The sequence below is a fragment of the Terrabacter sp. Soil811 genome (assembly GCF_001429655.1).
Taxonomy (GTDB): Bacteria; Actinomycetota; Actinomycetes; order Actinomycetales; family Dermatophilaceae; genus Terrabacter.
This window is the reverse complement of the sequence record NZ_LMSX01000001.1, coordinates 46071-72620: the sequence shown is the minus strand read 5'-3', so window position 1 is coordinate 72620 and position 26550 is coordinate 46071. Positions and strand designations below refer to the sequence as shown.

General features: G+C 72.0%; 24 protein-coding genes. 19 read left to right on the top strand and 5 right to left on the bottom strand.

Annotation, left to right across the window (positions count from 1 at the left end; all coding sequences use genetic code 11):
• Positions 1 to 71: 71 nt before the first annotated feature.
• From ASH01_RS00305 to ASH01_RS00270, 8 genes are all read left to right on the top strand, one after another.
• Positions 72 to 1391 carry a hypothetical protein gene (locus ASH01_RS00305; protein WP_156415352.1) on the top strand — a complete coding sequence of 440 codons (1320 nt, stop codon included), beginning with the start codon at positions 72 to 74 and terminating at the stop codon, positions 1389 to 1391.
• A 64-nt stretch (positions 1392 to 1455) separates the two neighbouring features.
• Positions 1456 to 1977, top strand: a complete 522-nt coding sequence (locus ASH01_RS00300) for a pyridoxamine 5'-phosphate oxidase family protein (protein WP_056769959.1) — start codon at positions 1456 to 1458, stop codon at positions 1975 to 1977.
• Between the two features lie 33 nt (positions 1978 to 2010).
• The gene (gene dxr / locus ASH01_RS00295; protein WP_056769957.1) at positions 2011 to 3213 is read left to right on the top strand and encodes a 1-deoxy-D-xylulose-5-phosphate reductoisomerase; all 1203 of its coding nucleotides are present in this window, start codon (positions 2011 to 2013) and stop codon (positions 3211 to 3213) included.
• A gap of 87 nt (positions 3214 to 3300) precedes the next feature.
• Positions 3301 to 4647, top strand: coding sequence for a M50 family metallopeptidase (locus ASH01_RS00290; protein ID WP_056769954.1), 1347 nt, complete (start codon positions 3301 to 3303; stop codon positions 4645 to 4647).
• A gap of 65 nt (positions 4648 to 4712) precedes the next feature.
• Positions 4713 to 5873, top strand: a complete 1161-nt coding sequence (gene ispG, locus ASH01_RS00285) for a flavodoxin-dependent (E)-4-hydroxy-3-methylbut-2-enyl-diphosphate synthase (RefSeq protein WP_056769951.1) — start codon at positions 4713 to 4715, stop codon at positions 5871 to 5873.
• Between the two features lies 1 nt (position 5874).
• The gene (locus ASH01_RS00280; RefSeq protein WP_056769948.1) at positions 5875 to 6552 is read left to right on the top strand and encodes a hypothetical protein; all 678 of its coding nucleotides are present in this window, start codon (positions 5875 to 5877) and stop codon (positions 6550 to 6552) included.
• Positions 6553 to 6667: 115 nt separating this feature from the next.
• On the top strand, positions 6668 to 7513 hold the full coding sequence (locus tag ASH01_RS00275) for a GNAT family N-acetyltransferase (protein ID WP_235508605.1): 846 nt from the start codon (positions 6668 to 6670) through the stop codon (positions 7511 to 7513).
• A gap of 31 nt (positions 7514 to 7544) precedes the next feature.
• Positions 7545 to 7955, top strand: coding sequence for a DoxX family protein (locus ASH01_RS00270; protein WP_056769941.1), 411 nt, complete (start codon positions 7545 to 7547; stop codon positions 7953 to 7955).
• 4 nt (positions 7956 to 7959) lie between these two features.
• Here the strand turns inward: ASH01_RS00270 and ASH01_RS00265 are convergent, their stop codons facing one another.
• The 5 genes from ASH01_RS00265 to mmsA all read right to left on the bottom strand — a co-directional run bounded on the left by ASH01_RS00265 (position 7960) and on the right by mmsA (position 13938).
• A complete protein-coding gene (locus tag ASH01_RS00265) occupies positions 7960 to 8814 on the bottom strand; it encodes a GNAT family N-acetyltransferase (RefSeq protein WP_056769936.1) in 855 nt (284 codons plus the stop codon).
• Between the two features lie 68 nt (positions 8815 to 8882).
• The gene (locus ASH01_RS00260) at positions 8883 to 9686 is read right to left on the bottom strand and encodes a class I SAM-dependent methyltransferase (RefSeq protein ID WP_056769933.1); all 804 of its coding nucleotides are present in this window, start codon (positions 9684 to 9686) and stop codon (positions 8883 to 8885) included.
• A gap of 114 nt (positions 9687 to 9800) precedes the next feature.
• Entirely contained in the window at positions 9801 to 10904 is a 1104-nt protein-coding gene (locus ASH01_RS00255) for a substrate-binding domain-containing protein (RefSeq protein WP_056769931.1), read from the bottom strand.
• Positions 10905 to 11032: 128 nt separating this feature from the next.
• Complete coding sequence (mmsB, locus tag ASH01_RS00250; RefSeq protein ID WP_056769927.1) at positions 11033 to 12331, bottom strand: multiple monosaccharide ABC transporter permease; 1299 nt, start codon at positions 12329 to 12331, stop codon at positions 11033 to 11035.
• 65 nt (positions 12332 to 12396) lie between these two features.
• Positions 12397 to 13938: a multiple monosaccharide ABC transporter ATP-binding protein gene (gene mmsA, locus ASH01_RS00245; protein ID WP_056772404.1), complete on the bottom strand. Its 1542-nt coding sequence runs from the start codon at positions 13936 to 13938 to the stop codon at positions 12397 to 12399.
• A 441-nt stretch (positions 13939 to 14379) separates the two neighbouring features.
• Here mmsA and ASH01_RS00240 point away from each other — a divergent pair, with 441 nt between their 5' ends.
• The 11 genes from ASH01_RS00240 (at position 14380) to ASH01_RS00190 (ending at position 26492) form a co-directional block, all read left to right on the top strand.
• A complete protein-coding gene (locus ASH01_RS00240; protein ID WP_056769924.1) occupies positions 14380 to 16158 on the top strand; it encodes a proline--tRNA ligase in 1779 nt (592 codons plus the stop codon).
• Positions 16155 to 16904, top strand: a complete 750-nt coding sequence (locus tag ASH01_RS00235; RefSeq protein ID WP_056769921.1) for an HAD family hydrolase — start codon at positions 16155 to 16157, stop codon at positions 16902 to 16904. Before ASH01_RS00240 ends, ASH01_RS00235 begins: the two co-directional genes overlap by 4 nt.
• Positions 16901 to 17683, top strand: coding sequence for a TSUP family transporter (locus ASH01_RS00230; RefSeq protein ID WP_056769918.1), 783 nt, complete (start codon positions 16901 to 16903; stop codon positions 17681 to 17683). Before ASH01_RS00235 ends, ASH01_RS00230 begins: the two co-directional genes overlap by 4 nt.
• Before the next feature lie 224 nt (positions 17684 to 17907).
• A complete protein-coding gene (locus ASH01_RS00225; protein ID WP_056769911.1) occupies positions 17908 to 18930 on the top strand; it encodes a 3-oxoacyl-ACP synthase III family protein in 1023 nt (340 codons plus the stop codon).
• Positions 18924 to 19718: a glycosyltransferase family 2 protein gene (locus ASH01_RS00220; RefSeq protein WP_235509486.1), complete on the top strand. Its 795-nt coding sequence runs from the start codon at positions 18924 to 18926 to the stop codon at positions 19716 to 19718. Before ASH01_RS00225 ends, ASH01_RS00220 begins: the two co-directional genes overlap by 7 nt.
• A complete protein-coding gene (locus tag ASH01_RS00215) occupies positions 19715 to 20992 on the top strand; it encodes a cytochrome P450 (protein WP_056769907.1) in 1278 nt (425 codons plus the stop codon). The genes ASH01_RS00220 and ASH01_RS00215 overlap by 4 nt, the downstream gene beginning before the upstream one ends.
• Positions 20989 to 22560: a class I adenylate-forming enzyme family protein gene (locus ASH01_RS00210; protein ID WP_056769904.1), complete on the top strand. Its 1572-nt coding sequence runs from the start codon at positions 20989 to 20991 to the stop codon at positions 22558 to 22560. Before ASH01_RS00215 ends, ASH01_RS00210 begins: the two co-directional genes overlap by 4 nt.
• Positions 22561 to 22571: 11 nt before the next feature.
• Complete coding sequence (locus ASH01_RS00205) at positions 22572 to 23522, top strand: NAD-dependent epimerase/dehydratase family protein (RefSeq protein ID WP_162263852.1); 951 nt, start codon at positions 22572 to 22574, stop codon at positions 23520 to 23522.
• Positions 23523 to 23572: 50 nt separating this feature from the next.
• Complete coding sequence (locus tag ASH01_RS00200) at positions 23573 to 24994, top strand: ferredoxin reductase family protein (protein ID WP_082619315.1); 1422 nt, start codon at positions 23573 to 23575, stop codon at positions 24992 to 24994.
• Between the two features lie 69 nt (positions 24995 to 25063).
• Positions 25064 to 25657: an FMN-binding protein gene (locus ASH01_RS00195; protein WP_056769900.1), complete on the top strand. Its 594-nt coding sequence runs from the start codon at positions 25064 to 25066 to the stop codon at positions 25655 to 25657.
• 34 nt (positions 25658 to 25691) lie between these two features.
• A complete protein-coding gene (locus tag ASH01_RS00190) occupies positions 25692 to 26492 on the top strand; it encodes an FAD:protein FMN transferase (RefSeq protein WP_056769896.1) in 801 nt (266 codons plus the stop codon).
• Positions 26493 to 26550: the final 58 nt, after the last annotated feature.

Below are 26550 nucleotides of genomic sequence, written 5' to 3'. Positions count from 1 at the left end.
GTCATCATGCCCGAGGAGGCAATGGTCCGAATCCTCTGACGGCGCCGCGCCGCTGGGGGAGACTGCGGCACGTGAGCCTTCTACGCGGCCTCTTCGGGGAGCGGGGCGGCCGGCGTGACGAGCCGGCACCCGCGGTCGTGGCGCGCGACGTCGGTCACCGGGTCTTCGTCGAGCGCCCTCCCGAGCAGGTCTGGCCACACCTCGTCGCCCCCGGGCCGGGGGCCGAGCTCGGTGTCGACTGCGTGCGGGTGCTCGCCCTGCCGGCTGCGGGCCCGGCGGGACTGCCCGAGTTCGCCGGGGTCTGGCGGCGGTCGAACGGTCGGCTCTGGGTCGGGCTCAGCACCGTCGTCGCGGTCGAGCACGGGGTCCAGGTCGTGTCCCGGTCGGCCGACGGTGCGACGGCGCTCACCCTGACGACGACGGTGGAGCCGCTCGACGGCGGCTGCGTCGTCGCCCAGCGGCTCGACGGCCTCGCACCCTCAGACCCCGTGGCGGAGTTCGCCCGGGCCTGGATGGCGCGGGCGCTGCTCGGGCTCAAGGCGGACGTCGAGGGGAACCCGCGCAGCCGGACGGCGGACCAGACGGCCGACGGACCGGTCGAGGAGGCGATGGCGAGCGGCTTCGTCGGACACGGTGTCGCCACGGCCGGCGGCCCCGGGGTCCTGCCCGTGCACGAGACGGCCTCGATCGAGGTCGCCGTCGCCCCCGACCGGCTCCGCGAGCTGCTCGAGCAGCCGTCGTCCGAGCAGCTGCTCAAGCCGTCTCTCGAGCAGCTCGTGCGCCTCGAGCTCGCCGACGAGCCCGGGCGCGAGCACGTGCTCGCGGTGCACCGCCACGACGACGGGCGCCGGGCCGCCTCGGTCTCGCTCCTCACCCCGGCGTCGGAGCCCGGGCGGACCGTCGAGCGGGACCTCACCTCCTCCCACGAGGCCGACGTCGTCACGACGGTCGAGCCGTGCGCGGTCGGCGCCCGCCTCACCGAGACCTTCACCGGCTGGCTCCCCGCCGGGCCCGGTCGCGTCGTCGACGGCTCCGGGATCGCCGCGCTCATGGCCACTCGTCTCGCCGTCGTCAAGAACCTCGCCGAGGCCGGTGTCGTCCCGCAGCGTGACCCGAACACCGGCTTCCTGCCGCCCGGCCAGGTGCCGGACCTGCCGCCCCCGTCGGGCCCGCCGACGAGCGGGGCGCCACTGCCGCCGGTGGCCTCCGGTCCGTCCTCACCGGGCGCCGCCCACGCCGCCCACGCCGTCGGCGCCCGCCCGTCCGTCCCGTCGAGCGTCCTGCTCCCGCCGCCGCACGTCGCGGCACCTGCGGCCGGCTACGACGTCGGGCCGTGGCGGATGTGGACCGACGACGGCTTCTATGCCGCGAGCGAGGCCATGTGGTGGTGAGGGCCCGCCCAGGTCAGCAAGGACGATCAGGTCCGTCGTCGGTGCTCGGCGCTAGCGTCGGAGGATGCTCGAGACACCTGACGAGACAGCCGCCCTCCAGGCCCTGCTCGACGCCTCGCACGCCAAGGCGTCGGGCCACCTGCGGAGCATCATCGACGACGACCGCACGCTGACCGCCGAGCAACTTGTCGCGCTGCTCACCGGCATGAAGGTGCTCTCCGTGGCCACCGTCACCGCGGCGGGCGAGCCGCGCATCAGCGCCCTCGACGGCCACTTCCTCCACGGCACGTGGACGTTCAGCACGGCCGGCACGTCGGCCAAGGCCAAGCACCTCGAGACGCGGCCCGCGGTGAGCGTCGCGCACGTCGACGGCGAGGACCTCGCCCTGTTCAGCCACGGGTACGCCGACCTCATGCCCCCGGGACCGGAGCGCGACGAGGTCGAGGCCCACTGGACCGCCCACTACGGCAGCAGCCCGTGGTCCTGGGCCGACGACATCCGGATGTACCGCCTGCGCATGACCTGGGCCGTCGCCTACGCCTTCAAACGCGACGAGCTGCTCCGGTCGAGGGGAGTGACCGCCTGACCGCAGTGCCGTGGCCTGCGGGAGAATGCCGGGGTGACTGACACCTCGGCGCGCCCCCGCCGCATCGTCCTGCTCGGCTCGACCGGCTCGATCGGCACGCAGGCCATCGACCTCGTCCAGCGCAACCGCGACCGCTTCGAGGTCGTCGGGCTCTCCGCCGGCTCCAACCTCGACCTCGTCGCCGAACAGGCCGTCGCGCTCCGCACCCCCGTCGTGGCCGTCGCGAGCGGGACGCCGGACGACCTCGCCGCAGCGCTCGCGCGCGCGTCCGACGCGGCCGGCGTGACGGCATACGACCCCGAGCTGCTCGTCGGCCCCGAGGCGAGCACGACGATCGCCGCGCGGGAGGCTGACGTCGTCGTCAACGGCATCACCGGGGCCATCGGCCTCGAGCCCACCCTCGCCGCGCTGCGCGCCGGCACGACGCTCGCGCTCGCCAACAAGGAGTCGCTCATCATCGGCGGCCCGCTCGTCAAGGCGCTCGCGGCCCCCGGCCAGATCGTGCCCGTCGACAGCGAGCACTCGGCCATCGCCCAGTGCCTGCGCGGCGGCCGCGCCGAGGAGGTGCGCCGGCTCGTCGTCACGGCGAGTGGTGGCCCGTTCCGCGGTCGGTCGCGTGACGAGCTCGCCGACGTCACCCCCGAGCAGGCCCTCGCGCACCCCAACTTCGCGATGGGCCGCGTCATCACGACGAACTCAGCGACCCTCGTCAACAAGGGCCTCGAGGTCATCGAGGCGCACCTGCTCTTCGACATCCCGTTCGAGCGCATCAACGTCGTCGTGCACCCGCAGCAGATGATCCACTCGATGGTCGAGTTCGTCGACGGCTCGACGATCGCCCAGGCAGGTCCGCCGCGGATGCTCGTGCCGATCGCTCTCGGGATGTCCTGGCCCGAGCGCATCGCCGACGCCGACGTCCCCGTCGACTGGACCCGGGCGCAGTCGTGGGACTTCGAGCCGCTCGACGACGACGCGTTCCCGGCGGTCTCTCTCGCCCGTCGGGTGGGGGAGGCCGGTGGCACGTGGCCGGCCGTCTACAACGCCGCCAACGAGGTCGCCGTCGACGCCTTCCACGACTGCCGCATCGGCTTCGTCGACATCGTCGACACCGTCGCGCACGTCGTCGACGCGTATGCCGCCGAGCCGGCCTCAGGGGTCACCGACCTCACGCTCGACGACGTCCTCGCTGCCGACGCCTGGGCCCGCCACGCCGCCCGGAGCACCATCGCCGGGTAGGCCACGGTTCGAGGTGTTCCACGGTCACCGGTGGCCGTGGAACACATCGACGCGGGAATCACAGGAAGTCGATGTGACAATGGAGGGGTGCTGTTCTTCCTAGGGGTCCTGGTCGTCGTCGTCGGTGTGGCGCTCAGCATCGCGCTGCACGAGATCGGCCACCTCGTGCCGGCCAAGAAGTTCGGGGTCAAGGTGACCCAGTACATGGTCGGCTTCGGCCCGACGGTCTGGTCGCGCAAGCGTGGCGAGACCGAGTACGGCATCAAGGCGATCCCGCTCGGCGGCTACGTCCGGATGATCGGGATGCTCCCGCCCCGCCCCGGTGACAAGCCCGGCGAGCTGCGCACCCTCTCGACCGGCCGCTTCAGCCAGATGGTCGACCAGGCCCGGGCCGACTCGATGGAGGAGGTCAAGCCCGGCGACGAGGACCGCGTCTTCTACAAGCTGAGTCCCGGCAAGAAGATCGTCATCATGCTCGGCGGGCCGGTCATGAACCTCATCATCGCGTTCGTCCTCATCACGGGCGTCATCACGCTCTACGGCCTGCCGCAGGTGGCCCCCAAGGTCGGACTCCTCTCGGCGTGCGTGCCGACGACGGCCCCGACGCTGCAGGTGCCGCAGCCCGCCTGCAAGCCGGGCGATCCCGTCGCGCCGGCCAAGGCCGCGGGCCTGCAGGAGCGCGACCGCATCCTCTCCGTCGACGGCAAGCCGGTCAGAACGTGGGACCAGGTCACCGCGGCCATCCGCGACAGCAAGGGCGCCACGATGGCGTGGGTCGTCGAGCGCGGCGGTCAGCAGGTCACGATCGCGATCACGCCCGCCGTCCTCGAGCGCGCCACGTACGACGACCAGGGCAACCCCGTCGCCAAGGACGGCAAGCCCGTCCTCGCCTCGATGGGCTTCGCGGGCATCACGCCCGGCCAGGAGCTCGTCCGCACCCCCATCGCGCAGGCGCCCGGCTTCGTCTGGGACCGGATCGTCGACACCGCCTCGATCATCGTCAAGATCCCCGAGAAGATGACCGGCGTCGTCCAGGCCGCGTTCGGGTCCGAGGCCCGAGACCCCAACGGCCCCATCTCCGTCGTCGGCGTCGGTCGCATCGGCGGCGAGGTCGCTGCGCTCGACATCCCGGCCGACGAGGGTGGCAACTGGGTCAAGCTCGCCCAGCTCATCCTGCTCATCGCCTCCCTCAACCTCGCCCTCTTCGTCTTCAACCTCATCCCGCTGCTCCCGCTCGACGGCGGTCACGTCGCAGGAGCCTTCTGGGAGGCCGTCAAGCGGGGCTGGGCGCGACTGCGCCACCGTCCCGACCCCGGCTTCGTCGACGTCGCCAAGGGGCTGCCCATCGCCTACGGCATGAGCCTCGTCCTCATCACCATGTCGGTGCTGCTCATCTACGCCGACATCGTCAAGCCGATCAAGCTCTTCGGCTGAGCCGGCTGAGACGGCCATCCCACCTCCCCGGCTCCCGCTTCGGCGGGGCGCGACATAATGGCGGCATGAGCGTCTCCCTCGGTATGCCGCCCCTGCCCCCGCCGGTCCTCGCCCCGCGGCGACAGACCCGCCAGATCCAGGTCGGCAAGGTCGGTGTCGGGAGCGACTTCCCGGTCTCGGTGCAGTCGATGACGACGACGCCCACGACCGACATCAACGCGACGCTCCAGCAGATCGCCGAGCTGACGGCCTCCGGCTGCGACATCGTGCGCGTGGCCTGCCCGAGCCAGGACGACGCCGACGCCCTGCCGGCGATCGCGCGGAAGAGCCAGATCCCGGTCATCGCCGACATCCACTTCCAGCCGAAGTACGTCTATGCGGCCATCGACGCCGGCTGCGCAGCCGTGCGCGTCAACCCGGGCAACATCCGCCAGTTCGACGACCAGGTCAAGGAGATCGCCAAGGCGGCCAAGGACGCCGGCGTCTCCATCCGCATCGGCGTCAACGCCGGCAGCCTCGACAAGCGGATCATGGAGAAGTACGGCAAGGCGACGCCCGAGGCGCTCGTCGAGTCGGCGGTCTGGGAGGCGGGCCTCTTCGAGGAGCACGACTTCCACGACTTCAAGATCTCGGTCAAGCACAACGACCCGGTCATCATGGTGCGCGCCTACGAGCTGCTCGCCGAGCGCGGCGACTGGCCACTCCACCTCGGTGTCACCGAGGCCGGCCCCGCCTTCCAGGGCACCATCAAGTCGGCGACGGCCTTCGGCGCCCTCCTCTCGCGCGGCATCGGCGACACGATCCGCGTCTCCCTCTCGGCCCCGCCGGTCGAGGAGGTCAAGGTCGGCATCCAGATCCTCCAGAGCCTCAACCTGCGCCCGCGCAAGCTCGAGATCGTCTCGTGCCCCTCGTGCGGCCGCGCCCAGGTCGACGTCTACACGCTCGCCGACCAGGTCACCGCCGGCCTCGAGGGCATGACGGTCCCGTTGCGCGTCGCCGTCATGGGCTGCGTCGTCAACGGCCCGGGGGAGGCCCGCGAGGCCGACCTCGGGGTCGCGTCCGGCAACGGCAAGGGCCAGATCTTCGTCAAGGGCGAGGTCATCAAGACCGTCCCCGAGGCGCAGATCGTCGAGACGCTCATCGAGGAGGCGATGCGTCTCGCCGAGGAGATGGGCGAGCCGGTCGACGAGGAGTCGGCCGGGGCCCCGAGCGTCTCCGTCAGCTGAGGTGCGTGCCCCCGTCCACTCGACCGAGCGGTATGCCGTCCTGCGCGACCTCGCCGAGCGTGTCGTCGCGCTCCGGCCGGGTGAGCGCGTGGCCGTGGCGGTCGACGGGTTCGACGGCGCCGGCAAGACGGTCCTCGCCGACCAGCTGGCCGAGGTGATCGGCGGTCTCGACGCCGCGCGTGACGTGCTGCGCGTCACCATCGACGGCTTCCACCGGCCCAGGGCCCAGCGCATCGCGCGGGGTCGAGGGCCGGAGACCTTCTACGAGGACTCCTACGACTACGACGCGTTCCGGCGCGCCGTCGTCGAGCCCTTCCGTCGGGGCGAGCCGGTCACCCCCGCCGTCAACGACGTCGAGGCCGACGAGCCGGTGCGGCCCGCCCCCGTCGCCGTCGGGCCCGACACGGTGCTGCTCGTCGACGGGATCTTCCTCCAGCGTCCCGAGCTCACCGAGGCCTGGGACGCCGCCGTCTGGGTCGACGTCCCCTTCAGCGTCTCGGTGCCCCGGGGCAATGCCCGCTTCGGGGACGGCCACGACCCCGACCCGGCGGCGGAGGCGAACCGCCGCTACGTCGAGGGCCAGCGGCTCTACCTCGCGGCCGCCGACCCGCGGGCCCGTGCGACGTGGGTGCTCGACAACACCGACCTCGAGCGGCCCGTCCTCGTCGCGCCACGCTGACACCCACCCCGGCAGCTGCCCGGCGGCTATCCGGCAGCTGCCTGCACGGTGGTCGTGACGGGTTCGTGAGGCGCGCCGGGGTGACACCCGGCCCGCGGGCAGGCACTCTTGGGTGGTGCTCCGCCAACGCCTCCCCGTGCGACCGCTGTCGGTGGTCGACCACGACGCCGCGCTCGAGGTGTGCGCGCGTGACCGGGTGGCCAACGCCTTCGTCGCCGCCCGCATCGTCGAGGGATCGCTGCGCACGTCCCCGGGCGCGCTCCTCGGGCACTGGGGGGACGGTGAGCTGCGCGGCCTCGCCTGGGTCAGCGCCAACGTCGTGCCGGTGGAGCTCGACGACGACGGCGTCGCGGCCGTCGCGTCGCGGATCAGCAGGATGCGCCGTCAGTGCGCCTCGATCTTCGGCCCGAGCGGGCAGGTCGGCGGTCTGTGGGACCGGCTCGGCCCGACGTGGGGCCCTGTTCGCGCGATCCGCACCCAGCAGCCGCTGCTGACGACGCGCACGCGCCCGTCGGCTCTCGGCCTGAGCCTCGACGCCGGTGTGCGCCCGGCGCGGATGGACGAGGTCGATCTCGTGCTGCCCGCTGCGGCACACATGTTCACCGAGGAGATCGGCTACCCGCCCTACTTCGGCTCCGACCGCGGCTACCGGGCGAGCATCGCCGCGCTGATCCGCGCCGGCCACACCTTCGTCAAGATCGAGGACGGCGAGGTCGTCTTCAAGGCCGACGTCGGCTCGCTCGCCCTCGGCTGCGCCCAGGTCCAGGGGGTCTGGCTGCACCCTCGGCTGCGTGGACAGGGTCTCTCGGTGCCGGCCATGGCGAGCGTCGTCGAGCAGGTGCTGTCGGGCCTGGCCGACGAGGTGTCGCTCTACGTCAACGACTTCAACGTCGCGGCCCGGGCGACCTACGAGCGGTGCGGTTTCCGCGAGGTCGGCTCGTTCACGACGGTGCTGCTCTAGAGTCCTCGGGAGCCCGGCCTAGGGTGGGCACATGAAGACCGCGACGAATGCCCCGCTCGGCAAGGACGCCATCGCCCTGGCCGGCCTCTTCCTCACCTCGGGCACGATGCACTTCGTCAAGCCCGAGCCCTTCGAGGCGATGGTGCCGAAGCAGCTGCCGTCTCGTCGCGCACTCGTGTATGCCTCCGGCGCGCTCGAGATCGCCTGCGCCGTCGGGCTGTTCGTCCCTCGCACGCGTCGCGTGGCCGGTCTCGCGTCGGCGGCCCTTCTCGTCGCGGTCTTCCCGGCGAACGTCACGATGACGGGCCACGCCAAGCGTCGCCTCGACCGGAAGCCGGACGACGCGAAGCGGCAGGGCTACCTCGCCGCGACCGTCGCGCGGCTGCCGCTCCAGTGGCCGATGATCCGCACGGCGCTGCGCGCCGGGGGAGTGATGCGCTGAGGCGTCAGGCCTGCTCGCCGAACGCGATGCTGATGCTGTCACCGACACGGCGGTAGCCCATCGCCGTGTAGATGGCGTTCGACGTCGGGTTGGCGAGGTCGGTGTAGAGCATGCAGGCCTCGCCCGCGTCGAGGCGGGCGCTGCTGAGGGCGGCGACGACACCGCTCGCGTAGCCGTGTCCGCGCAGCTCCGGTGGGGTCCACACCCCTGAGATGCGGGTGACGCCGCCGCTGGCGGGGGAGGCGTAGGCCATCGACACGGTGCGCCCGGCGTCCTCCCAGAGGCCCACCCGTCCGTCGGTGACGTGCCGGTCGAGCGACGGGACGACCCGGCCCTCGCCCTCGATCGCGTCGACGAACTGCTGGTGCCAGCCGTCGACGAGCGCCGTGTCGGCGTCCGTCGCGAGCCGGAAGGAGCCGCTCACCTCGAAGGGCACGTGCGGCGGGGTCGGGAGGTCGAAGCGGCCCACCTCCATGGCGACCCTCGACGTCGCTCCCGTGCGCGCGACCCACTCCGTGGCGAAGGCCTCGGCCGGTCTGCGCTGGCCGCCGACGCCGGGCAGCACGTCGCACTGGTCCGCGAGCAGGGCCGCGAGGTCGCGGGCCTCGTCGGCGCTGGCGAGCGCGATGTGCAGCGGATGGGGCGGCGTGTGCATGAACGCGCCGACGACCTCACCCGACGCGTCGGTGGCGGCCCACCACCGGGCCCCGACGTAGCGGCTGCGGTCGACGACGAGACCGTCCGTCACGCTCGCGACGACGCTCAGTGCCTCCGGCTCGCGCGCCACGAGGCCCGCGAACCGAGCCTGTGCCTCGGCGGCGTCGGTGACGAGCGTGAACGTGCTGGAGGAGCGCGACATACGGCAACTCTCGCAAAGGACGCGGACGCGTCGCGAGCCGTTTGACGGGCAGCCGACCGGTGACCGGGTCAGACGTGGGCGACGACCTCGGCGTGGGTCATCGCGAACCACGCGTCGGGGTGCCTCGACCAGTCCTGCCACGCGGCGCTGATCTCCGCGAGCTCGTCGGCCGTGACGAGACCGCGCTCGAGCGCCTGCGTCGCGAAGGTCGACTCGAGCGTGCGCCGCGCCCATGTGCCGCCCCACCACGCGCACTGCTCGGGCGTCGCGTACGTCCACAGCGAGGCCGACGGCGTGAGCCGGGAGAGACCGGCCGCGTGCGCCCAGGCGACGAGGTGGCGGCCGGCGTCCGGCTCGGCGTGGTTGAGGCGCGCGAGGCGGTGGTAGAGCTCGAGCCAGCGGGTCATCTCCTGCGACGCCGGGTGCCACGCCATCGAGGCGTAGTCGACGTCGCGCACCGCGACGATGCCGCCCGGGCGCGTGACCCGCGTCATCTCGCGCAGGGCTCCCACGGGGTCGGTGAGGTGCTGGAGCACCTGGTGGGCGTGGACGACGTCGAAGGACCCGGCGGCATACGGAAGGGCCATGACGTCGGCGCGCTCGAAGCGGGTGCGCTCGTCACCTCGCGCGGCGGCGTGGCTGCGGGCCTGCTCGAGGGGGCCGTCGACGTTCTCGACCCCGACCACGACGCCCGAGGGGCCGACGGCCGCGGCGAGGTCGAGGGTGATCGTGCCGGGCCCGCAGCCGACGTCGAGGACCTGCAGGCCGTCGTGCAGGTGGGGGAGCAGGTAGGCCGCCGAGTCTGCGGCGGTCCGCGCGCCGTGCGACGCGAGGACGCTCGGGTGGTGCCCGTGGAGGTAGACGTCCGCCATGGCGCGACGCTACGCCTCGTCCGCGGCACGCGGTGGGGCCGTCCACGCACGACGAAGGCCCGCCCCTGGAACGGGGCGGGCCTCCACCGAGTGCGGTGACCGGGTGGTCTCAGCTCACTTGGTGAGCGGGGCCAGCGTCGGGTCGTTCGCGTAGGCCTCGGCTGCGTTCTCCTTGGTCACGATGACCGGGGGGAGCAGGTTGGCCGGGACGACCTTGACACCGTTGTTGTAGGACTTGGTGTCGTTGACCGTCGGGGCCTGGCCCTTCTGGAGGGCGGTGACCATGGCGATGGTCTCCTTGACGAGGTTGCGGGTGTCCTTGTTGATCGTGGAGTACTGCTCACCCGCCATGATCGACTTGACCGACTCGACTTCGGAGTCCTGGCCGGTCACGATCGGCACGGGCTTGCCGGCCGCCTTGACCGACGTGATGATCGCGCGGGCCAGCGTGTCGTTGGGCGACAGGACGCCGTCGAGCGCCGCGCTCGTGTAGTTCGCCGCGAGGAGCGTGTCCATGCGCTTCTGGGCGTTCTCGGCCTTCCAGCCCTGGGTGACGACCTGGTTGAAGTCCTTCTGGCCGGACGTGACCTTGAGGGTGCCGTCGTCGATCTTCGGCTGGAGCACCTTCATGGCGCCGTCGAAGAAGACCTGGGCGTTCGCGTCGTCGGGCGAGCCGGCGAAGAGCTCGATGTTGTACGGGCCGTTCGGCTTCTTCTTGGCCATGCCGTCGAGCAGGGCCTGACCCTGCAGCTCGCCGACCTTGAAGTTGTCGTAGGCCACGTAGTAGTCAACGGCCGCGGTGTTCTTCACGAGACGGTCGTAGGCGATGACGGTCGCGCCGGCGTCCTTGGCGGCCTTGAGCTGGGTGCCCAGCTGCGAGCCGTCGATGGCGCCGACGACGATGACCTTGGCGCCCTTGGTGACCATGGCCGAAATCTGGTTCTGCTGCTCCGAGACGCCGCCGTTGGCGAACTGGACGTCGCCCTGGAAGCCGGCTGCCGACAGGCCGTCCTTGAACAGCTGCTCGGCGAGCACCCAGTTCTCCGACGTCTTCTGGGGCAGGGCGATGCCGATGACGGCGTTGGCGGGGAAGCCCGCCGCGGCGGATCCGCCGTTCGATGCGCCCGGCGTCGTGCCGGTGTCGCTGCTCCGACCGCAACCGGTCAGAACAAGGGCGGCCACAGCCGTGACGCCCAGCACCTTGGTAAAGGTACGCATGTGCTCTCTTTCCTCTCATCGCGTCCGGGCGGAGCGCGGATCCCTCTCGGTCGCGGGCGGGCGCCCTGACCGGGTCTCTGGTGGTTCTTGGGTGGGTTTGGGGGGTTTTCGTCGGGCCGAGCCGGGGCTCAGCTGGACTGGCGGATGGTCTCGGAGACGGGAGTCGTCTCGGTGGCCGCGGACGGCGACGGTGGGGCGGACGAGTCGTCGTCGCTGCCGCCGCGTCGGAAGTTGCGGGTCAGCATGCCGAGGAGCGACACGCGGCCCTGCGACTTGTTGTAGACGTCGAAGGCGACGGCGACGAGGAGCACGAGGCCCTTGATCATCTGCGTCGCGTCGGCGCCGATCCCCTTGAGCTGCAGGCCGTTGTTGAGCACGGCCATGACGAGGCCTCCGACGATGGAGCCGACGACGGTGCCGACACCGCCGGTGACGGCGGCGCCACCGATGAAGACGGCCGCGATGGCGTCGAGCTCCCAGCCGACACCGTCGGACGGGCCGGAGGCGGTCGAGCGCGCCACGAAGATCATGCCGGCGAGGGCCGCCAGGATCGACATGTTCATCATGACGAGGAAGTTGACCTTCTTGCTCTTCACACCGGACAGCTCGGCCGCGTGGCGGTTGCCACCGACGGCGTAGATGTGGCGGCCGATGACGGTGCGGTTGGAGATGAAGCCGTAGAGCAGGACGAGCACGGCCAGGATGATCCCGGAGATGGGGAAGGACGTGCCGGGGCGGCCGGAGCCGAAGAGCAGCGTCGCACCGATGATGGCGGCGCAGATGAGGCCGAGCCGCACCCACATGACCCACGCCTCCTCGACGTCGGCACCGAGCTTGACGAGGGCGCGACGGCTGCGGAGGCTGCCGACGACGATCCCGACGGCGAGCAGCAGCCCGATGAGGACGGTGAGGTTGTTGTAGCCGGTGTCGGGCCCGACCTCGGGGAGGTAGCCGCCGCCGATGACCTGGAAGTCCTCGGAGACCGGCACCGAGTTGGACTTGCCGACGTACTGGTTCGCGCCGCGGAAGAGGAGCATGCCCGAGAGCGTCACGATGAACGCCGGGATGCCGACGTACGCGGTCCACATCCCCTGCCACGCCCCGACGAGGGCGCCGATCGCGAGGCCGAGGAGGATGCCCATCCACCAGCTGAGGTTCCAGTCACGCATCGCGATGGCCACGCAGATGCCGACGAACGCCGCGACGGAGCCGACGGAGAGGTCGATGTGGCCGGCGATGATGACGAGCACCATGCCGATGGCGAGCACGAGGATGTAGGAGTTCTGCTGGAAGATGTTGATGACGTTGTCCGGCGTGAGCGTCAGCCCGCCGGTCCAGATCTGGAAGAAGATGATCAGCGCCACGAGGGCGAAGATCATGCCGAGCTGACGGGTGTCGCCACCGAAGATCTTCTTGACCTTGTCCATGGGTGCAGTCCTGGCTGTGTCGGGTGTGGATGGGGGAGGTGTCGGGTCCGGCGTCTCGGCGCCGGTCACGCGCTCTCGCGCGTGGTCGCCTGGGAGCCGCCGTGGGTGCGCCGGGTCATGAGTCGCATCAGGGACTCCTGGTCGGCCTCCTCACGGGACAGCACGCCGGTGACCGCGCCCTCGGCGATCGTGTAGATGCGGTCGGACAGGCCGATCAGCTCGGGGAGCTCGGACGAGACGAGGATGACGCCCTTGCCCTCCGAGGCCATCCTCTGGATGATCCCGTAGATCTCGAACTTGGCGCCGACGTCGATGCCGCGCGTGGGCTCGTCGAGGATGAGCAGGTCCGGCTCGGTGAAGAGCCACTTCGCGAGGACGACCTTCTGCTGGTTGCCGCCGGAGAGCTTCGAGACCCCCTCGTCGACGTTGGGAGCCTTGGTGCGCAGGGACTTTCGATAGGACTCGGCGAAGTTGTACTCCTCGCGCTCGTCGACGACGAAGCCGTGGGTGATGCGCGAGAGCCGCGCCGACACCGTGGTGCGCTTGATGTCGTCGAGGAGGTTGAGACCCAACGTCTTGCGGTCCTCGGTGACGTAGGCGAGGCCGGCGTCGATGGCATCGGAGACGGACCGCAGCCGCACCTCCTTGCCGTCCTTGAGGATGGTGCCCTCGACGTAGGTGCCGTAGGAGCGGCCGAAGAGGCTGCGCATGAGCTCGGTGCGCCCGGCGCCCATGAGGCCGGCGAAGCCGACGATCTCGCCGCGGCGGACGAAGAAGTCGCTGTGCTTGGCCACGAGCCGGTCGGCGACGCTCGGGTGACGCACCGTCCAGTTGCGCACCTCGAAGAAGACCTCGCCGATGTCGGGGGTGTGGTCGGGGAAGCGCGACTCGAGGTCACGACCGACCATGCCGCGGATGATGCGGTTCTCGTCGACGCCGTCCTCCTTGACGCGGAGGGTCTCGATCGACTTGCCGTCCCGGATGATGGTGATGGAGTCGGCGATCTGCTCGATCTCGTTGAGCTTGTGGCTGATCATGATGCAGGTGACGCCCTTGGAGCGCAGCCCCGCGATGAGGTCGAGCAGGTGCTGCGAGTCGCCCTCGTTGAGCGCGGCGGTCGGCTCGTCGAGGATGAGCAGCTTGACGTCCTTGGAGAGCGCCTTGGCGATCTCGACGAGCTGCTGCTTGCCGACGCCGATGTCACGGATCTTGGTGTCGGGCTCCTCCTCGAGGCCGACGCGGGCGAGCAGCTCGCGCGCCTTGACGCGGGTCGAGAGCCAGTTGATGACGCCGCTCTTGGCCGTCTCGTTGCCGAGGAAGATGTTCTCGGCGATCGACATCTCCGGGATGAGCGCGAGCTCCTGGTGGATGATGACGATGCCGGCGTGCTCGCTGTCGCGGATGTTGTTGAACTCGCACAGCTGACCCTCGAAGTGGATCTCGCCGTCGTAGGTGCCCGCGGGGTGCACCCCGGAGAGCACCTTCATGAGGGTGGACTTGCCGGCGCCGTTCTCCCCGCAGATCGCGTGGACCTCTCCGCGGCGCACGGCCATGGAGACGTTCGAGAGCGCCTTGACGCCGGGGAACTCCTTGGTGATGTCCCGCATCTCGAGGATGACGCTGCCGGGCGGGTTCGCGGCAGGGGCCGCGGCGCCGGTGCTGTCCGCACCCGAGGATCCAGGAGCCGGGATGGAGGGGTCGCTCATCTGGTCGTCAACACTCCTTTGTGGTGTTTCGTGAGGCGCGAACGCCCTCCCCGATTGTTGCTCACCGTTCACCCGTGCGTGGCCGAACACCCCGTCGTGTTGTCACAAGGACGTCACGATGTCTGGACGAGTTCGACCGCACCTGCCGATCCGGCAGGCTCACTGAACACGCGGGGCTACTCGCCGGTCAAGCCCGTGACCGGTTCCTGTCCGGTCAGGACGGGAAGTGGACAGGACACGGGCCAACGGGGCATCCCGGGCGGCCGATATCCTGCCGGGGTTCCGCACCCGCGCGCACGAGTCACGCCGCGCCGTGCACCCTGCACCACTCGAGGAGTCCCGGTGGCCCTGCACATGTCGTCCCTGTTCCTGCGCACCCTTCGCGAGGACCCGGCGGACGCAGAGGTCCCGAGCCACCGGCTGCTCGTCCGCGCCGGCTACGTGCGCCGGGTCAGCCCCGGCGTCTACACGTGGCTGCCCCTCGGCCTGCGCGTCCTGCGCAACGTCGAGAAGATCGTCCGCGAGGAGATGGACGCCATCGGCGCCCAGGAGCTGCTCTTCCCGGCGCTGCTGCCCAAGGAGCCCTTCGAGGCCACCGGTCGCTGGACCGAGTACGGCGACAACATCTTCCGACTCCAGGACCGCAAGGGCGCCGACCACCTCCTCGGCCCGACCCACGAGGAGATGTTCACCCTCACGGTCAAGGACCTCTACAGCTCCTACAAGGACCTGCCGCTCTCGATCTACCAGATCCAGACGAAGTACCGCGACGAGGCACGTCCGCGGGCCGGCGTGCTGCGCGGCCGCGAGTTCGTCATGAAGGACAGCTACTCCTTCGACGTCGACGTCGCCGGTCTCGACAAGAGCTACCAGCTGCACCGCGAGGCCTACGTCCGCATCTTCGACCGCCTCGGCTTCCACTACGTCATCGTCGAGGCGATGGCGGGCGCCATGGGCGGCAGCAAGAGCGAGGAGTTCCTCGCGACGGCCGAGGTCGGCGAGGACACCTACGTGCGGTGCACGAGCTGCGGGTATGCCGCCAACGTCGAGGCCGTGCGCGTGCCCACCCCCGACCCCGTCGGCTGGGACGGCGTGCCCGCCGCGCACGCCGAGGACACCCCCGACACCCCGACCATCGACACGCTCGTCGCACACCTCAACGAGCGCTTCCCGCGCGAGGACCGCCCGTGGGCCGCCGGCGACACGTTGAAGAACGTCGTCGTGACGCTCGTGCAGCCCGACGGCACCCGCGAGCCGCTCGCCATCGGCGTCCCCGGTGACCGCGAGGTCGACGAGAAGCGCCTCGGCGCGCAGGTCGAGCCGGCGGAGGTGGAAGCCTTCACCGAGGCCGACTTCGCGGCCAACCCGGCGCTCGTCAAGGGCTACATCGGTCCAGGTGCGCTCGGGCTCGAGGGCACGACCGGCATCCGCTACCTCCTCGACCCCCGGATCGCCGAGGGCAGCCGCTGGGTCACCGGCGCCAACGTCGCCGGCCAGCACGTCATCGACCTCGTCGCCGGTCGCGACTTCGCGGCCGACGGCACCATCGAGGCCGCCGAGGTCCGCGCCGGTGACGCCTGCCCGAACTGCGACCACACGCTCTCGACGGCCCGCGGCATCGAGATGGGCCACGTCTTCCAGCTCGGCACGAAGTACGCCGAGGCGCTCGACCTCAAGGTGCTTGACCAGAACGGCAAGCTCGTCACGGTCGTCATGGGCTCCTACGGGGTCGGTGTCTCGCGCGCCGTGGCGTGCGTCGTCGAGGGCAACCACGACGAGTCGGGGATCATCTGGCCGCGCGAGCTCGCACCCGCCGACGTCCACGTCGTCGTGGCCGGCAAGGACGAGGCCCTCTTCGTCAAGGCCGAGGAGATCGCCCGCGAGCTCGAGATCCAGGGCCTCACCGTCCTCGTCGACGACCGCAAGGGCGTCAGCCCCGGCGTGAAGTTCAAGGACTCCGAGCTCGTCGGCATCCCGACGATCCTCGTCATCGGCCGCGGCCTCGCCGACGGGACGGTCGAGATCAAGGACCGTCGCACGGGCGAGCGCCGGGAGGTCGCCGTCGACGACGCCGTCGCCGCCCTGACCGCCGAGGTCACCGCGGAGGTCGAGCGCTCGTGACGGCGGCCGTCCCGCCCGTGCGGGCCGTCCTCTTCGACTGGGGCGGCACCATCACGCCCTGGCACGAGGTGGACTTCCACGCGACGTGGGGGGCGTATGCCGCCGGGCTCGGTCACACGGGCGACGCGCACGCCGCGTTCGTCGCGGCCATCTGCGCCGCCGAGGACGCCGCGTGGCGCCGCGGGCGCAGCGGCGGCGGCAGCGCACGCCTGCACGAGCTGCTCGAGTCGGTCGGCGTCACAAACGGCCACCCGGGCGCCGAGGAGGCGCTCACGGCATACCGCGCCTTGTGGGAGCCGCACACGATCACGGCGCCGGAGATCCGCCCCCTGTGGGAAAGCCTGCGCGAGAAGGGGATCCGTGTCGGCGTGCTGTCCAACACGCTGTGGGACCGCGACTACCACCGGTCGCTCTTCGAGCGCGACGGCGTGCTCGACCTCGTCGACGTCGACGTCTACTCCAGCGAGACCCCGTGGGTGAAGCCGCAGCCCGAGATCTTCGCCCACGCCGCCCGTGTGGCCGGTGTCGAGCCCGCCGAGTGCGCCTACGTCGGTGACCGGTCCTACGAGGACGTGCACGGTCCGCAGCAGGTCGGCATGCGCGCCATCTGGGTGCCGCACTCGAGCATCCCGCTCGACCAGCAGGTCTCGCACGACGCGACGCCCGACGCCGTGGCGCACGAGATCACCGACGTGCTGACGATCGTCGAGTCCTGGAACGCCCGCGCCGACGGTGCGGACGCGTGAGCGACCCGACCCTCACGACCCTCGCGTTCCTCGCCGCCGCGGCGTTCGTCGCGGGCTGGATCGACGCCGTCGTCGGTGGCGGCGGCCTCGTGCAGCTGCCGGCGCTGCTCATCGGCCTCCCCGGCGCGTCGCCGGCGCAGCTGCTCGCGACGAACAAGTTCGGGTCGATCTTCGGCACGGCGACGAGCTCGGTCACCTTCTACCGTCGCGTGCGCCCCGACCTGCGCACGGCGCTGCCGATGGCGGCCGTCGCCTACGTCGGGTCGATCGGCGGGGCGCTCATCGGGCTGCACATCCCCAAGTCGGCCTTCAACCCGATCATCCTCGTGCTCCTCGTCCTCGTCGGCGCGTACACGCTCTTCAAGCCGGACCTCGGCTCGGAGTCGATCCGCCGCTACCACGGCGCCAAGCACACCGTGCTCGCGATGCTGACCGGCTTCAGCATCGGGGTCTACGACGGCGCGCTGGGTCCGGGCACCGGCAGCTTCCTCGTCTTCGCCCTCGTGGGCCTGCTCGGCTACAACTTCCTCGAGGCGAGCGCCAAGGCCAAGATCGCGAACTTCGCGACGAACCTCGGTGCGCTCACCGTCTTCCTGCCAATGGGTCTCGTGATCTTCAAGGTCGGGGTCGTCATCGCCGGGGCCAACCTGCTCGGCGGCTACGTCGGGGCGCGAACGGCCGTGGCGAAGGGGAGCGGCTTCGTGCGCGTCGTCTTCGTCCTCGTCGTCAGCGCCTTCATCGTCAAGATCGGCGGGAGCCTGCTCGGCTGGTGGCCCTGACGGGTCGGACCGGTCGAGTCGGACCGGTCGGGTCGGGTCTCAGGCCGGGGCCACGACGGGGCGGCGGTAGGTGGGGACGAGCACCCGAGGAGCCGGCTCGCGGTCGGAGCCGACGCCCCGGGCCTGAGTACGTCGGCTCTGCGCGGGTGGCATGCGCTCACCGTAAACTGCCGGCACGGCTCCGGAGGGGGCCACGACGCCGAGTCAGGGAGGGCCGCGTTCGCATGTCCAGTCGCCCGTCCAGCCGGATCGTCGGGGTCAGCGCGCACGTTGCCGAGCACGTCCTCACCATCGAGGAGGTCGAGGCCCGCGTGGTCGGCGCGAGCGACGGGTTCGTGCCTCCGACCGGGGTCCTCGGACGCCTCACCGGAGTGCGGCGCATCCACCACGCCGGTCCCGACACGCAGGCGTCCGACCTGGCCGCAGAGGCGGCGCGCACGTCGCTGGCGTCGCTGGGCCTCGCCGTCGCCGACGTCGACCTCCTCGTCTTCGCCTCGGCGTCGCAGGACCTCGTCGAGCCCGCCACCGCGCACATCGTGGCCGACCTGCTCGGTGCCCGGTGCCCCGTCATGGACGTCAAGAACGCGTGCAACTCCTGGCTGAACGGCGTCCAGGTCGCCGAGGCCCTCATCGCCATGGGGCAGTACGAACGCGTCCTCGTCGTCACCGGTGAGATGCCGTCGCGCGCCGCGCGCTGGAGCGTGCGCGACGCCCGGCAGTTCGTCGAGTCGGTGCCCGGCTACACGATGAGTGACGCGGGGGCCGCAGCGCTCGTCGAGCGAGCCTCTCCCGGCGCGCGCGGAGAGATCATGCACCGCTGGTTCACTGCGGAGTCGCGGCACTGGTCCGTGGGCCAGCTCCCCGCCGGCGGCACCCGCCATCCCCGCGACGTCGACAAGGGCTACTTCGTCATGGACGGCGCGCGCCTGCGCCAGGCCTTCGACAGCGTCGACGTGGAGGAGATCCACCGAGCCCTCAAGGCCGACGGTCTCGGGGTCGAGGACTTCGCGGCGGTCGCCGTCCACCAGGTCGCGATGCCCTACCTCGACGTCTTCGCCGCACGCCTCGGCCTGCGTCGCGACCTCGTCGTCGAGACGCTGCCCGACCGCGGCAACTGCGCCTCCGCCACCCTGCCCCTCCAGTGGCAGCAGATCGAGCGGCTCGATCTGGCCGGCCGGGGTGAGCCCGTCCTGCTCGTGGGCCTGGCCGGAGGCATCAGCGTGGGCACGATGGCGGTGCGGTGGTGAACGCTCCGGCGCCCCTGGGTGCCGGGGGAGTCCGCCTCTGGGTCATCGTGCCGGCCTTCAACGAGCAGGAGGGCATCGGGCGGACCATCGCCGCGATCGCAGCGCAGCGTGACCGCGACTTCACGCTCGTCGTCGTCGACAACGCCAGCACGGACGGGACCGCGGACGAGGTCGAAAGGGTCTGTGCGGCCTACGATCTCGGAGTCTCGATCGTCACCGAGCCGCGCAAGGGCACGGGCGCTGCCTCCGACACGGGTGTGCGCCACGCCATCGCGCACGGAGCAACGCACGTGCTGCGCACCGACGCCGACACGTTGCCGGTCCGCGAGTGGACCGCCGTCGGTCGGCGTGCCTTCGCCGGCGGCGCCGACCTCGTGACCGGGCCGATGCGGGCACGCACCGACGAGGTGCGCCTGCAGCCGTGGGAGCGGGTCGTGCTGCCGGGGGTCATCGGCCTGTGCCAGACGTTCGGCCGCTTCCGTCCGAGCAACAGGTCTCCCGAGCTGCACGGTCCCTACCGGATGAGCCCCGGTTGCAACATCGGCATCAGCGCCGCGGCCTACGAGGCGAGCGGTGGCTTCCCGCGCACCGCCATCGAGGAGGTCCACGAGGACCGGGAGCTCGTCAACCGGGTGCGCCGGGTCAGCTCCCGGATCGAGTACCACCGTGGCCTCGTCGTGCACGCGTCGGTGCGACGCCTCCGGGCCTACGGCCTGCGCAACACCCTCCGGTGGTACCTCGACCACGGCCACCGCCCCGACGTCGTCGACGTCCGAGGCGTCGCGTGAGGGCGCTCGCGCGCACCGACCCGGGGAGCCGCTGGGAGTCACGGCTGATCCGCTCGGCACACCCCGTCGTGGCCCGCGTCGTCGACGCGGCCGTGTCGCGACGCGGAGTCGTACGCGTGCCCGGCGTCGGCGTGCTCGTGGCAGACCCGCGGTCGGCACGACGGGTGCTCACCGACACCGAGGCCTTCGCCAAGAACGGCCCGGGGTCGTCCGGAGCACTCTGGACCCCGGTGCTCGGCGACCGGGTGCTGCTCAACATGGAGGGCGACGACCACCGCGGCCTGAGGCACACCCTCGCCGACCTCTTCTCGCCCCGGGTCGTGCGCGAGGTCTGCGACGCGGCGGCCCGTCCCATCGTCGCGGGGGCCGCGGCGCGGCTGCGGGAGGGGGAGGAGGTCGACGTCGTCCGGCTCGCCCGTGAGGTGTCCGCTGCCGTGATCGGGGCGGTCGTCGGGCTCGACCCAGAGACCCCGCCGTCGGTGCTCCTCGAGGCCAGCGACGCCATCGAGTCGATGGTCACGTGGCGCACCCGCACCTTCGACGACGCTGCGGCACAGCGGGCGCGCGCGGCGCTCGCCGTGGTGCAGGACGCCGCCGAGTCCGCCCATGCTGCGGGCTCGTCGGACACGGTCATGGGCCGGCTGGCGCAGCAGGACGCATCGCTCGACGACGCGCGGTCCCTGGCCGCCGCGCTCTTCCTCACCGGCACGGGCACGGTCAGCAGTGCGTTGCCGCGGATCGTCGGCCAGCTGGCCGATGCGGGCCTGCTCGAGCCGCACGCGGCGAAGGGGTGCCGGCTCGACGACGTGGTCGCCGAGGGTCTGCGCATGACGACGCCGAGCCTCGCGACCCTGCGACGGGTCGTTCGCCCGACCGAGATCGACGGGGTCCGGCTTCGCGCCGACGAGCGCGTCGTCGTGCTCCTGTGGTGGGCGACGCGACGCGACGGGGGCTTCGAGCCGGGACGACCCGCCACGGGCGACCTGCGCCACCTGTGGTTCGGAGCCGGCTCGCACTTCTGCCTCGGCGCCCCCCTCGCGCTCGCCGAGCTGCAGGCCATGACCGGCATGCTCCTGGAGGTCGCGGGAGAGCGCGGGCTCGTCGTGACGTCGCGTCGGGCCGCCCGACGCGTTCTCGTGCCGAGATACGCCGAGCTCACGGTCCGCTGCCCGGACGCCAACCGTGCGAGGGCGAGGGCGAGGGCGAGGGCGAGGGCGAGGGCGAGCTCGGGGGCGGGCGCGACCGGCGCCAGGAGCGCGGGCCGAGCGGCATGACCGGCGGGGCCGACCTCGTCACGGCGCTCCTCGCCCGGGCGGCCACCGAGCCGCACCGGGTGGCGATCCGGGACCACCGGGCCCGGTCGGTCACCTACGGCGAGCTCGGCAGCGACGTCCGTGCCGTGGCGGCCCACCTCACCGCCCACGGGGTCGTCCCGGGTGACGGGGTGCTGCTCGCCGTCCGGCCCTCGCCGCGCGCCGTGGCGGCTGCGCTCGGTGTCGTGCTGGCCGGGGGTGTCGTCGTCGTGGCCGACCCCGGCGCGGGGCAGGCGCTGCTCGACGTGCGGCGTCGCGTCGTGCCCGTGCACGCGGCGGTCGCGGACACCCTCGTGCACGCCGCCGGTCACCGGCCGCTGTCCTCACTGCTCGCGCGGCTGCCGGCCACCTCGGGCCTGCAGCTGCCCGACCTGTCGGCGGCCGGGCTCGTCCACGTCGTCACCGGTCCACGGCTCCCCGGGGTGCCGCGCACCGCGACCCGGTGGGAACGCCTGCCGGCGGCGCTGTCGGCGCCGGTCGTCGGGGATCCCGAGCGCGACGCACTCGTCGTCTTCACGTCGGGCTCGACCGCCGCGCCCCGGGCGGTCGTGCACACCCTCGCGTCGCTCTCGGCCGGCGTCGGCGCCGCCGTCTCGGCACTCGGCCTCGACACCGACGACACCATGCACACCGACCAGCTGATGATCGGCCTGCCGACCCTCGTGGCCGGTGCGGTCTGGTCGCTGCCGCCGGTCACGGCGTCACCGGACGCGTGGCTGCGTCAGGCGGCACGCGAGTCAGCGACCCACGCGTACGCCGTCCCGGCCAAGGTGCTCGCAGCGGCCACCCGAGGACTGCCACCGACCGTGCGGCACGTCGCCATGGGCGGGGCCCCCGTGCTGCCGGCCACGGTGCGACGTCTCGAGTTGCTGGCCCCCGGCGTGGACGTGCGCGCCGTCTACGGACTCACCGAAGCGCTGCCGGTCGCCGTCGCCACCGGGGCCGACGTGCTGGCGTCACCCTCCGGGCGCACGAGCCTCGGGCGGCCACTACCCGGCGTCGCGGTGCGCATCGACGAGCCGGGGCCCGACGGGGTGGGCGAGGTCGTCGTGCGGGCGGCGCAGGCGCGGCACCGTCTCGCGGGGGAGCCGCCGAGTCAGGAGGTGCGTACCGGCGACCTCGGCGAGCTGGCCGCCGACGGTACGCTCCTGCTCGCCGGTCGAGCCAAGAACATGATCATCCGCGGACAGGCCAACATCTACCCGGAGCTCGTCGAGCCGCTCCTCCTCGACCGGCTCGGCGACGTCGTCCGGGACTGCGCCCTCGTCGGGCTGCCCGACGCGGTCACGGGCGACGAGCACGTCATCCTCGCCGTCGTCCCGGTCGGCGAGCTCGGCAGGGCCCGCCCGGCGACGGCGTCACGGGTGAGCCGTCTCGTCCACGGCGCATGGGCGGCGCTCGCCGACGAGACCTGGCGACCCGACGACGTCGTCCTCGTCGACGCGCTGCCGCGGCGGGGCCGCTCCGGCGTGGTCGACCTCGATGCGCTGCGGGCCGTCGTCTCGCACGACCGGTCGGGGGCGGTCTGATGAGGGTCGCCGTGACCGGAGCCAGCGGCTTCGTCGGCGCCGCCGTCGTCGACCGGCTGCTCGAGCGTGGCCACCAGGTGCTCGCCCTGTCCCGGCGACCGGTTCGGGCGCGCCCCGGGCTCGTGCACCGTCCGTGGGACCTCACGACCGGTGTCCTGCCCGACCCGTCGCCCGTCGACGTCGTCGTCCATGCCGCCGCGCACGTCGACGAGTGGGCACCCCGGGCCGTCCACGACGCCGTCACCGTGGGCGGCACGCGTGCGGTCCTCGCGACGTGGCCGCGGGCCCGGGTCGTCCTCGTCTCGTCGTGCAGCGTCTACCCCCTTCGGCCCCCCGCCGGCTCTGGGCACGTCTTCACCGAGGACGTGCCGGTGACGACGCACCACCTGTCCTCCTACTCGCGCGCCAAGGCCGACCAGGAGCGGCTCGTCCTCGGGCGCGCGGGCAGCGTCGTGCTGCGACCCCACGCCGTCCACGGTCCCGGCGACCCGACCCTGCTCCCGCGGCTCGAGCGCGCCCGACGCCGCGGCCGGCTGCTGTGCCCCGGCAGCGCTGACACGCTCGTCCACCTCACGGACGTGCGTCTGGTGGCAGATGCCGCCGTCGCCGCCAGCGAATCCGCTTGCGGCACAGCGGTGCTCAACGTCGCCGATGATCACGCTCTGCCGCTCGCCGTGGTCGCGGCCGGTGTCGCCAAGGCCAACGGATGGCCCGAGCGCCCACTTCTCACCGGAGCGGGCGTCGCCTGGGCCGCGGCGCTGGCCCTGGAGGCCACGGCCCGGCTGACCCGGGCGTCCACGCCTCCGCTGCTCACGGCATACGCCGTCTCGCACCTCGCGGTCACCCGCGTCTTCGACACGACCAGGCTGCGCGAGCAGCTCGGCGTCCTGCCCGCTGCGACAGACCTGTCCCGATGGCGCCACGAGCGCACGGGCCACGGGGACGGCGACTCATACGACTGACACCCCGGCGACACAGCGCACGCACAGGGTCCGCCACAAATGTGTGTGACATGACCTCACTCGCCCTCCCCGAGAGCCGCGACCTCTCGGTGCCGGCCGCGTCACGACGCCAGGCCCTTGCCCCGACGCCCCGCTGGTGGCGCGACGCCTCCGCCGTCTTCGCCTGGGGGGTCACGCTCTTCGTCGTGGCCCTCTGGGTCGCGGGCGGAGGGCTGATCGCTTTCGGCTCGCTCGGTGAGAGCCTCACCAACATCGGCCGCCTCGCCGGGCTCATCGCCTCGGTGCTGATGCTCCTGCAGGTGCTGCTCATGGCGCGCATCCCGCTCGTCGAGCAGGCCTGGGGACAGGACGAGCTAGCACGCGTGCACCGGCTCGTCGGCTTCACCTCGTTCAACCTCATGATCGCCCACATCGCCCTCGTCACCGTCGGCTACAGCGCCGGCACCGACCTCGGCGTCGTCGCCACCTTCGTCGACCAGGTCCTGCACTCCCCGGGCATGCTGCTCGCCCTCGCCGGCACGATCGCGCTCGTCATGGTCGTCGTGACCTCCGTGAAGAAGGCTCGGGCCAGGCTGCGCTACGAGTCGTGGCACCTGCTGCACCTCTACGCCTACCTCGGGGCCGGCCTCGCACTGCCGCACCAGCTCTGGACGGGGGCGGACTTCAACGCGAACGTCACCGCGACGGTGTTCTGGTGGGGTCTGTACGCCTTCGCACTGGTCGCCGTCCTCGTCTACCGGGTGGGGCTGCCGCTCATCCGCTCGCGCCGCCACCGTCTGGTCGTCTCCGCGGTCGTCGCCGAGTCCCCGACCGTGACCTCGGTCGTCATGACGGGCCGCCGCCTCGACCGTCTGCCCGTCCGTGCCGGCCAGTTCTTCCAGTGGCGCTTCCTCGACGGCGCGGGCTGGACCCGAGGCAACCCCTACTCGCTGTCCGCCGCGCCCGACGGTCGCTCGCTCCGGATCACGGCCGAGGCCGTCGGTGGCTCGAGCGCACGCCTCGAGACCCTCCGCCCGGGCACCAAGGTCCTCGTCGAGGGTCCGTACGGCCGCCTGCACGCCGGGGTCCGCACGAGCGAGAAAGCCGTGCTCATCGGAGCCGGCATCGGCATCACGCCGCTGCGCGCCATCCTCGAGGAGCTGCCCGCGTCGCCGGACGGTGTCGTCGTCATCTATCGCGTCGGAAGCCAGTCCGACATCGTCCTCGGCGACGAGCTGCTCGACCTCGCCCGCGCCAAGGGCGGCCGCGTCGTCGCCGTCGTGGGCCACCGCAACCGCGAGCGCGACAGCTGGCTCCCCGTCGACTCACGACACCTCAGCGACGTCGAGGCCCTGACCCGGATCGTCCCCGACATCGCCGAACGCGACGTCTACGTGTGCGGCAACCCCGCCTGGATGGACACGGTCATCACCGCCGCCCACGAGGCCGGCGTACCCCAGGACGCCGTCCACCACGAGCGCTTCGCCTACTGAGACCTCGCAGCCGTCGCGCCCGACTCCGTGACCTGCACCGACCCGAACCGAACCGAATCGAGCCCCCCAATGCGTCGCATCGTCCTCTGGGCCATGAGCACCCTGACCGTGCTCGTCCTCCTCTTCAGCTACAGCACGTCCCGCAGCTCGTCCGCCGTCGTGGCCGCCGAGACCCGGCCGGTGACGGCGAGCAGCAAGACGTCCGACAGCACCGGCTCCACGTCCGGGTCGTCGTCCGCGTCCTCGACCGACTCCTCCGGCCAGGAGCCGGCCGACGACACCGCCACCGACGACACGACCACCTCGGGCACGACCTCGTCCGGCTCGGGCTCGAGCTCGTCGGGCTCGTCCTCGGGCTCGTCCGGCTCGACGAGCACCTCGTCCGCGGCCAAGACGTATGCCGGTGACGCCGTCATGACCCGCTACGGCAACGTCCAGGTCCAGATCACCGTCAAGAGCGGCAAGATCACGGCCGCCGAGGTGCTCCAGGTCCCCTGGAACGACCGGCACGACCAGATGATCAACTCGGCCGCCGTCCCGGTCTACAACCAGGAGGCCGTCAGCGCCCAGTCGGCGCAGATCGACGTCGTGTCCGGTGCCACGTACACGTGGGACGGCTACACGCAGTCCCTGCAGTCCGCCATCGACCAGGCCAATCTCTGAGGCACTCTTGAGACAGGCGACCAAGGAGCGAACCATGAGCCGACCCGTCACCCGACCGCGCCAGCCCGGCGTCCCCGACCCCGCCCCGGCCCCGGCACGGCGCGCGTGGGTCGAGCAGATCATGGGCATGCCGATCTCCATCCACCTGCGGGGCGCCGACGTCGACGGTCTCGCCGCCCACGAGGCGGTGGCGTCGGCCTTCCGGATCCTGCGCGAGATGGACTCGATCTTCTCGACCTACCGCGAGGACTCCGACCTCATGCGACTGCGCCGCGAGGAGGTCCAGGTCTCGCAGTGCAGTCCCCTCGTGGAGGAGGCGCTGCGCATCGGGCAGGAGGCCGAGGTGCTCACCCGGGGGGCGTTCACGACCCTGCTGCCCACGGGCGACGGTGACCTCGCGTTCGACCCGACCGGCCTCGTCAAGGGGTGGGCCGTCGACCGTGCGTCCGTGCCCCTGTCCGGCCTGGAACGGATCTCCTTCTGCATCAACGCCGGTGGCGACATCCTGATCGGCGCCCACGCCGACATGCCCGCCGACGGACCCGAGTCCATCGCCTGGCGGATCGGCGTGGAGGACCCTCTCGACCGGCAGCGGATCGCGAACACCCTGACGCTGACGCGCGGGGCCGTGGCGACCTCGGGGACCGCCGCCCGGGGTGCCCACCTCTACGACCCGGCGTCCGGTGAGCTCGTCGGACGTCCCGGATCGGTGACGGTGACCGGACCGACCCTGCTCTGGGCCGACATCTGGGCCACGGCACTCTTCGTCGGCTCGGAGCGCACGAGCGAGGCCTTCGCCGCGAACGCGACGGACTACCTCTCGACGGCCCTCTGACCCGACCTGGCGCGCCCGGGCGCCGGCCGCTCGGCCGCCCGGCGGGATGCTCCGCAAG

What these genes read in the sequence shown, in the direction of transcription:
- ASH01_RS00300 (WP_056769959.1), top strand. Translation starts at nt 1,456, where the DNA reads ATGCTCGAGACACCTGACGAGACAGCCGCCCTCCAGGCCCTGCTCGAC.
- ispG (WP_056769951.1), top strand. Translation starts at nt 4,713, where the DNA reads ATGAGCGTCTCCCTCGGTATGCCGCCCCTGCCCCCGCCGGTCCTCGCC.
- ASH01_RS00270 (WP_056769941.1), top strand. Translation starts at nt 7,545, where the DNA reads ATGAAGACCGCGACGAATGCCCCGCTCGGCAAGGACGCCATCGCCCTG.
- ASH01_RS00265 (WP_056769936.1), bottom strand. Translation starts at nt 8,814, where the DNA reads ATGTCGCGCTCCTCCAGCACGTTCACGCTCGTCACCGACGCCGCCGAG.
- ASH01_RS00260 (WP_056769933.1), bottom strand. Translation starts at nt 9,686, where the DNA reads ATGGCGGACGTCTACCTCCACGGGCACCACCCGAGCGTCCTCGCGTCG.
- ASH01_RS00255 (WP_056769931.1), bottom strand. Translation starts at nt 10,904, where the DNA reads ATGCGTACCTTTACCAAGGTGCTGGGCGTCACGGCTGTGGCCGCCCTT.
- mmsB (WP_056769927.1), bottom strand. Translation starts at nt 12,331, where the DNA reads ATGGACAAGGTCAAGAAGATCTTCGGTGGCGACACCCGTCAGCTCGGC.
- mmsA (WP_056772404.1), bottom strand. Translation starts at nt 13,938, where the DNA reads ATGCGGGACATCACCAAGGAGTTCCCCGGCGTCAAGGCGCTCTCGAAC.
- ASH01_RS00225 (WP_056769911.1), top strand. Translation starts at nt 17,908, where the DNA reads ATGTCCAGTCGCCCGTCCAGCCGGATCGTCGGGGTCAGCGCGCACGTT.
- ASH01_RS00210 (WP_056769904.1), top strand. Translation starts at nt 20,989, where the DNA reads ATGACCGGCGGGGCCGACCTCGTCACGGCGCTCCTCGCCCGGGCGGCC.
- ASH01_RS00200 (WP_082619315.1), top strand. Translation starts at nt 23,573, where the DNA reads ATGACCTCACTCGCCCTCCCCGAGAGCCGCGACCTCTCGGTGCCGGCC.
- ASH01_RS00195 (WP_056769900.1), top strand. Translation starts at nt 25,064, where the DNA reads ATGCGTCGCATCGTCCTCTGGGCCATGAGCACCCTGACCGTGCTCGTC.
- ASH01_RS00190 (WP_056769896.1), top strand. Translation starts at nt 25,692, where the DNA reads ATGAGCCGACCCGTCACCCGACCGCGCCAGCCCGGCGTCCCCGACCCC.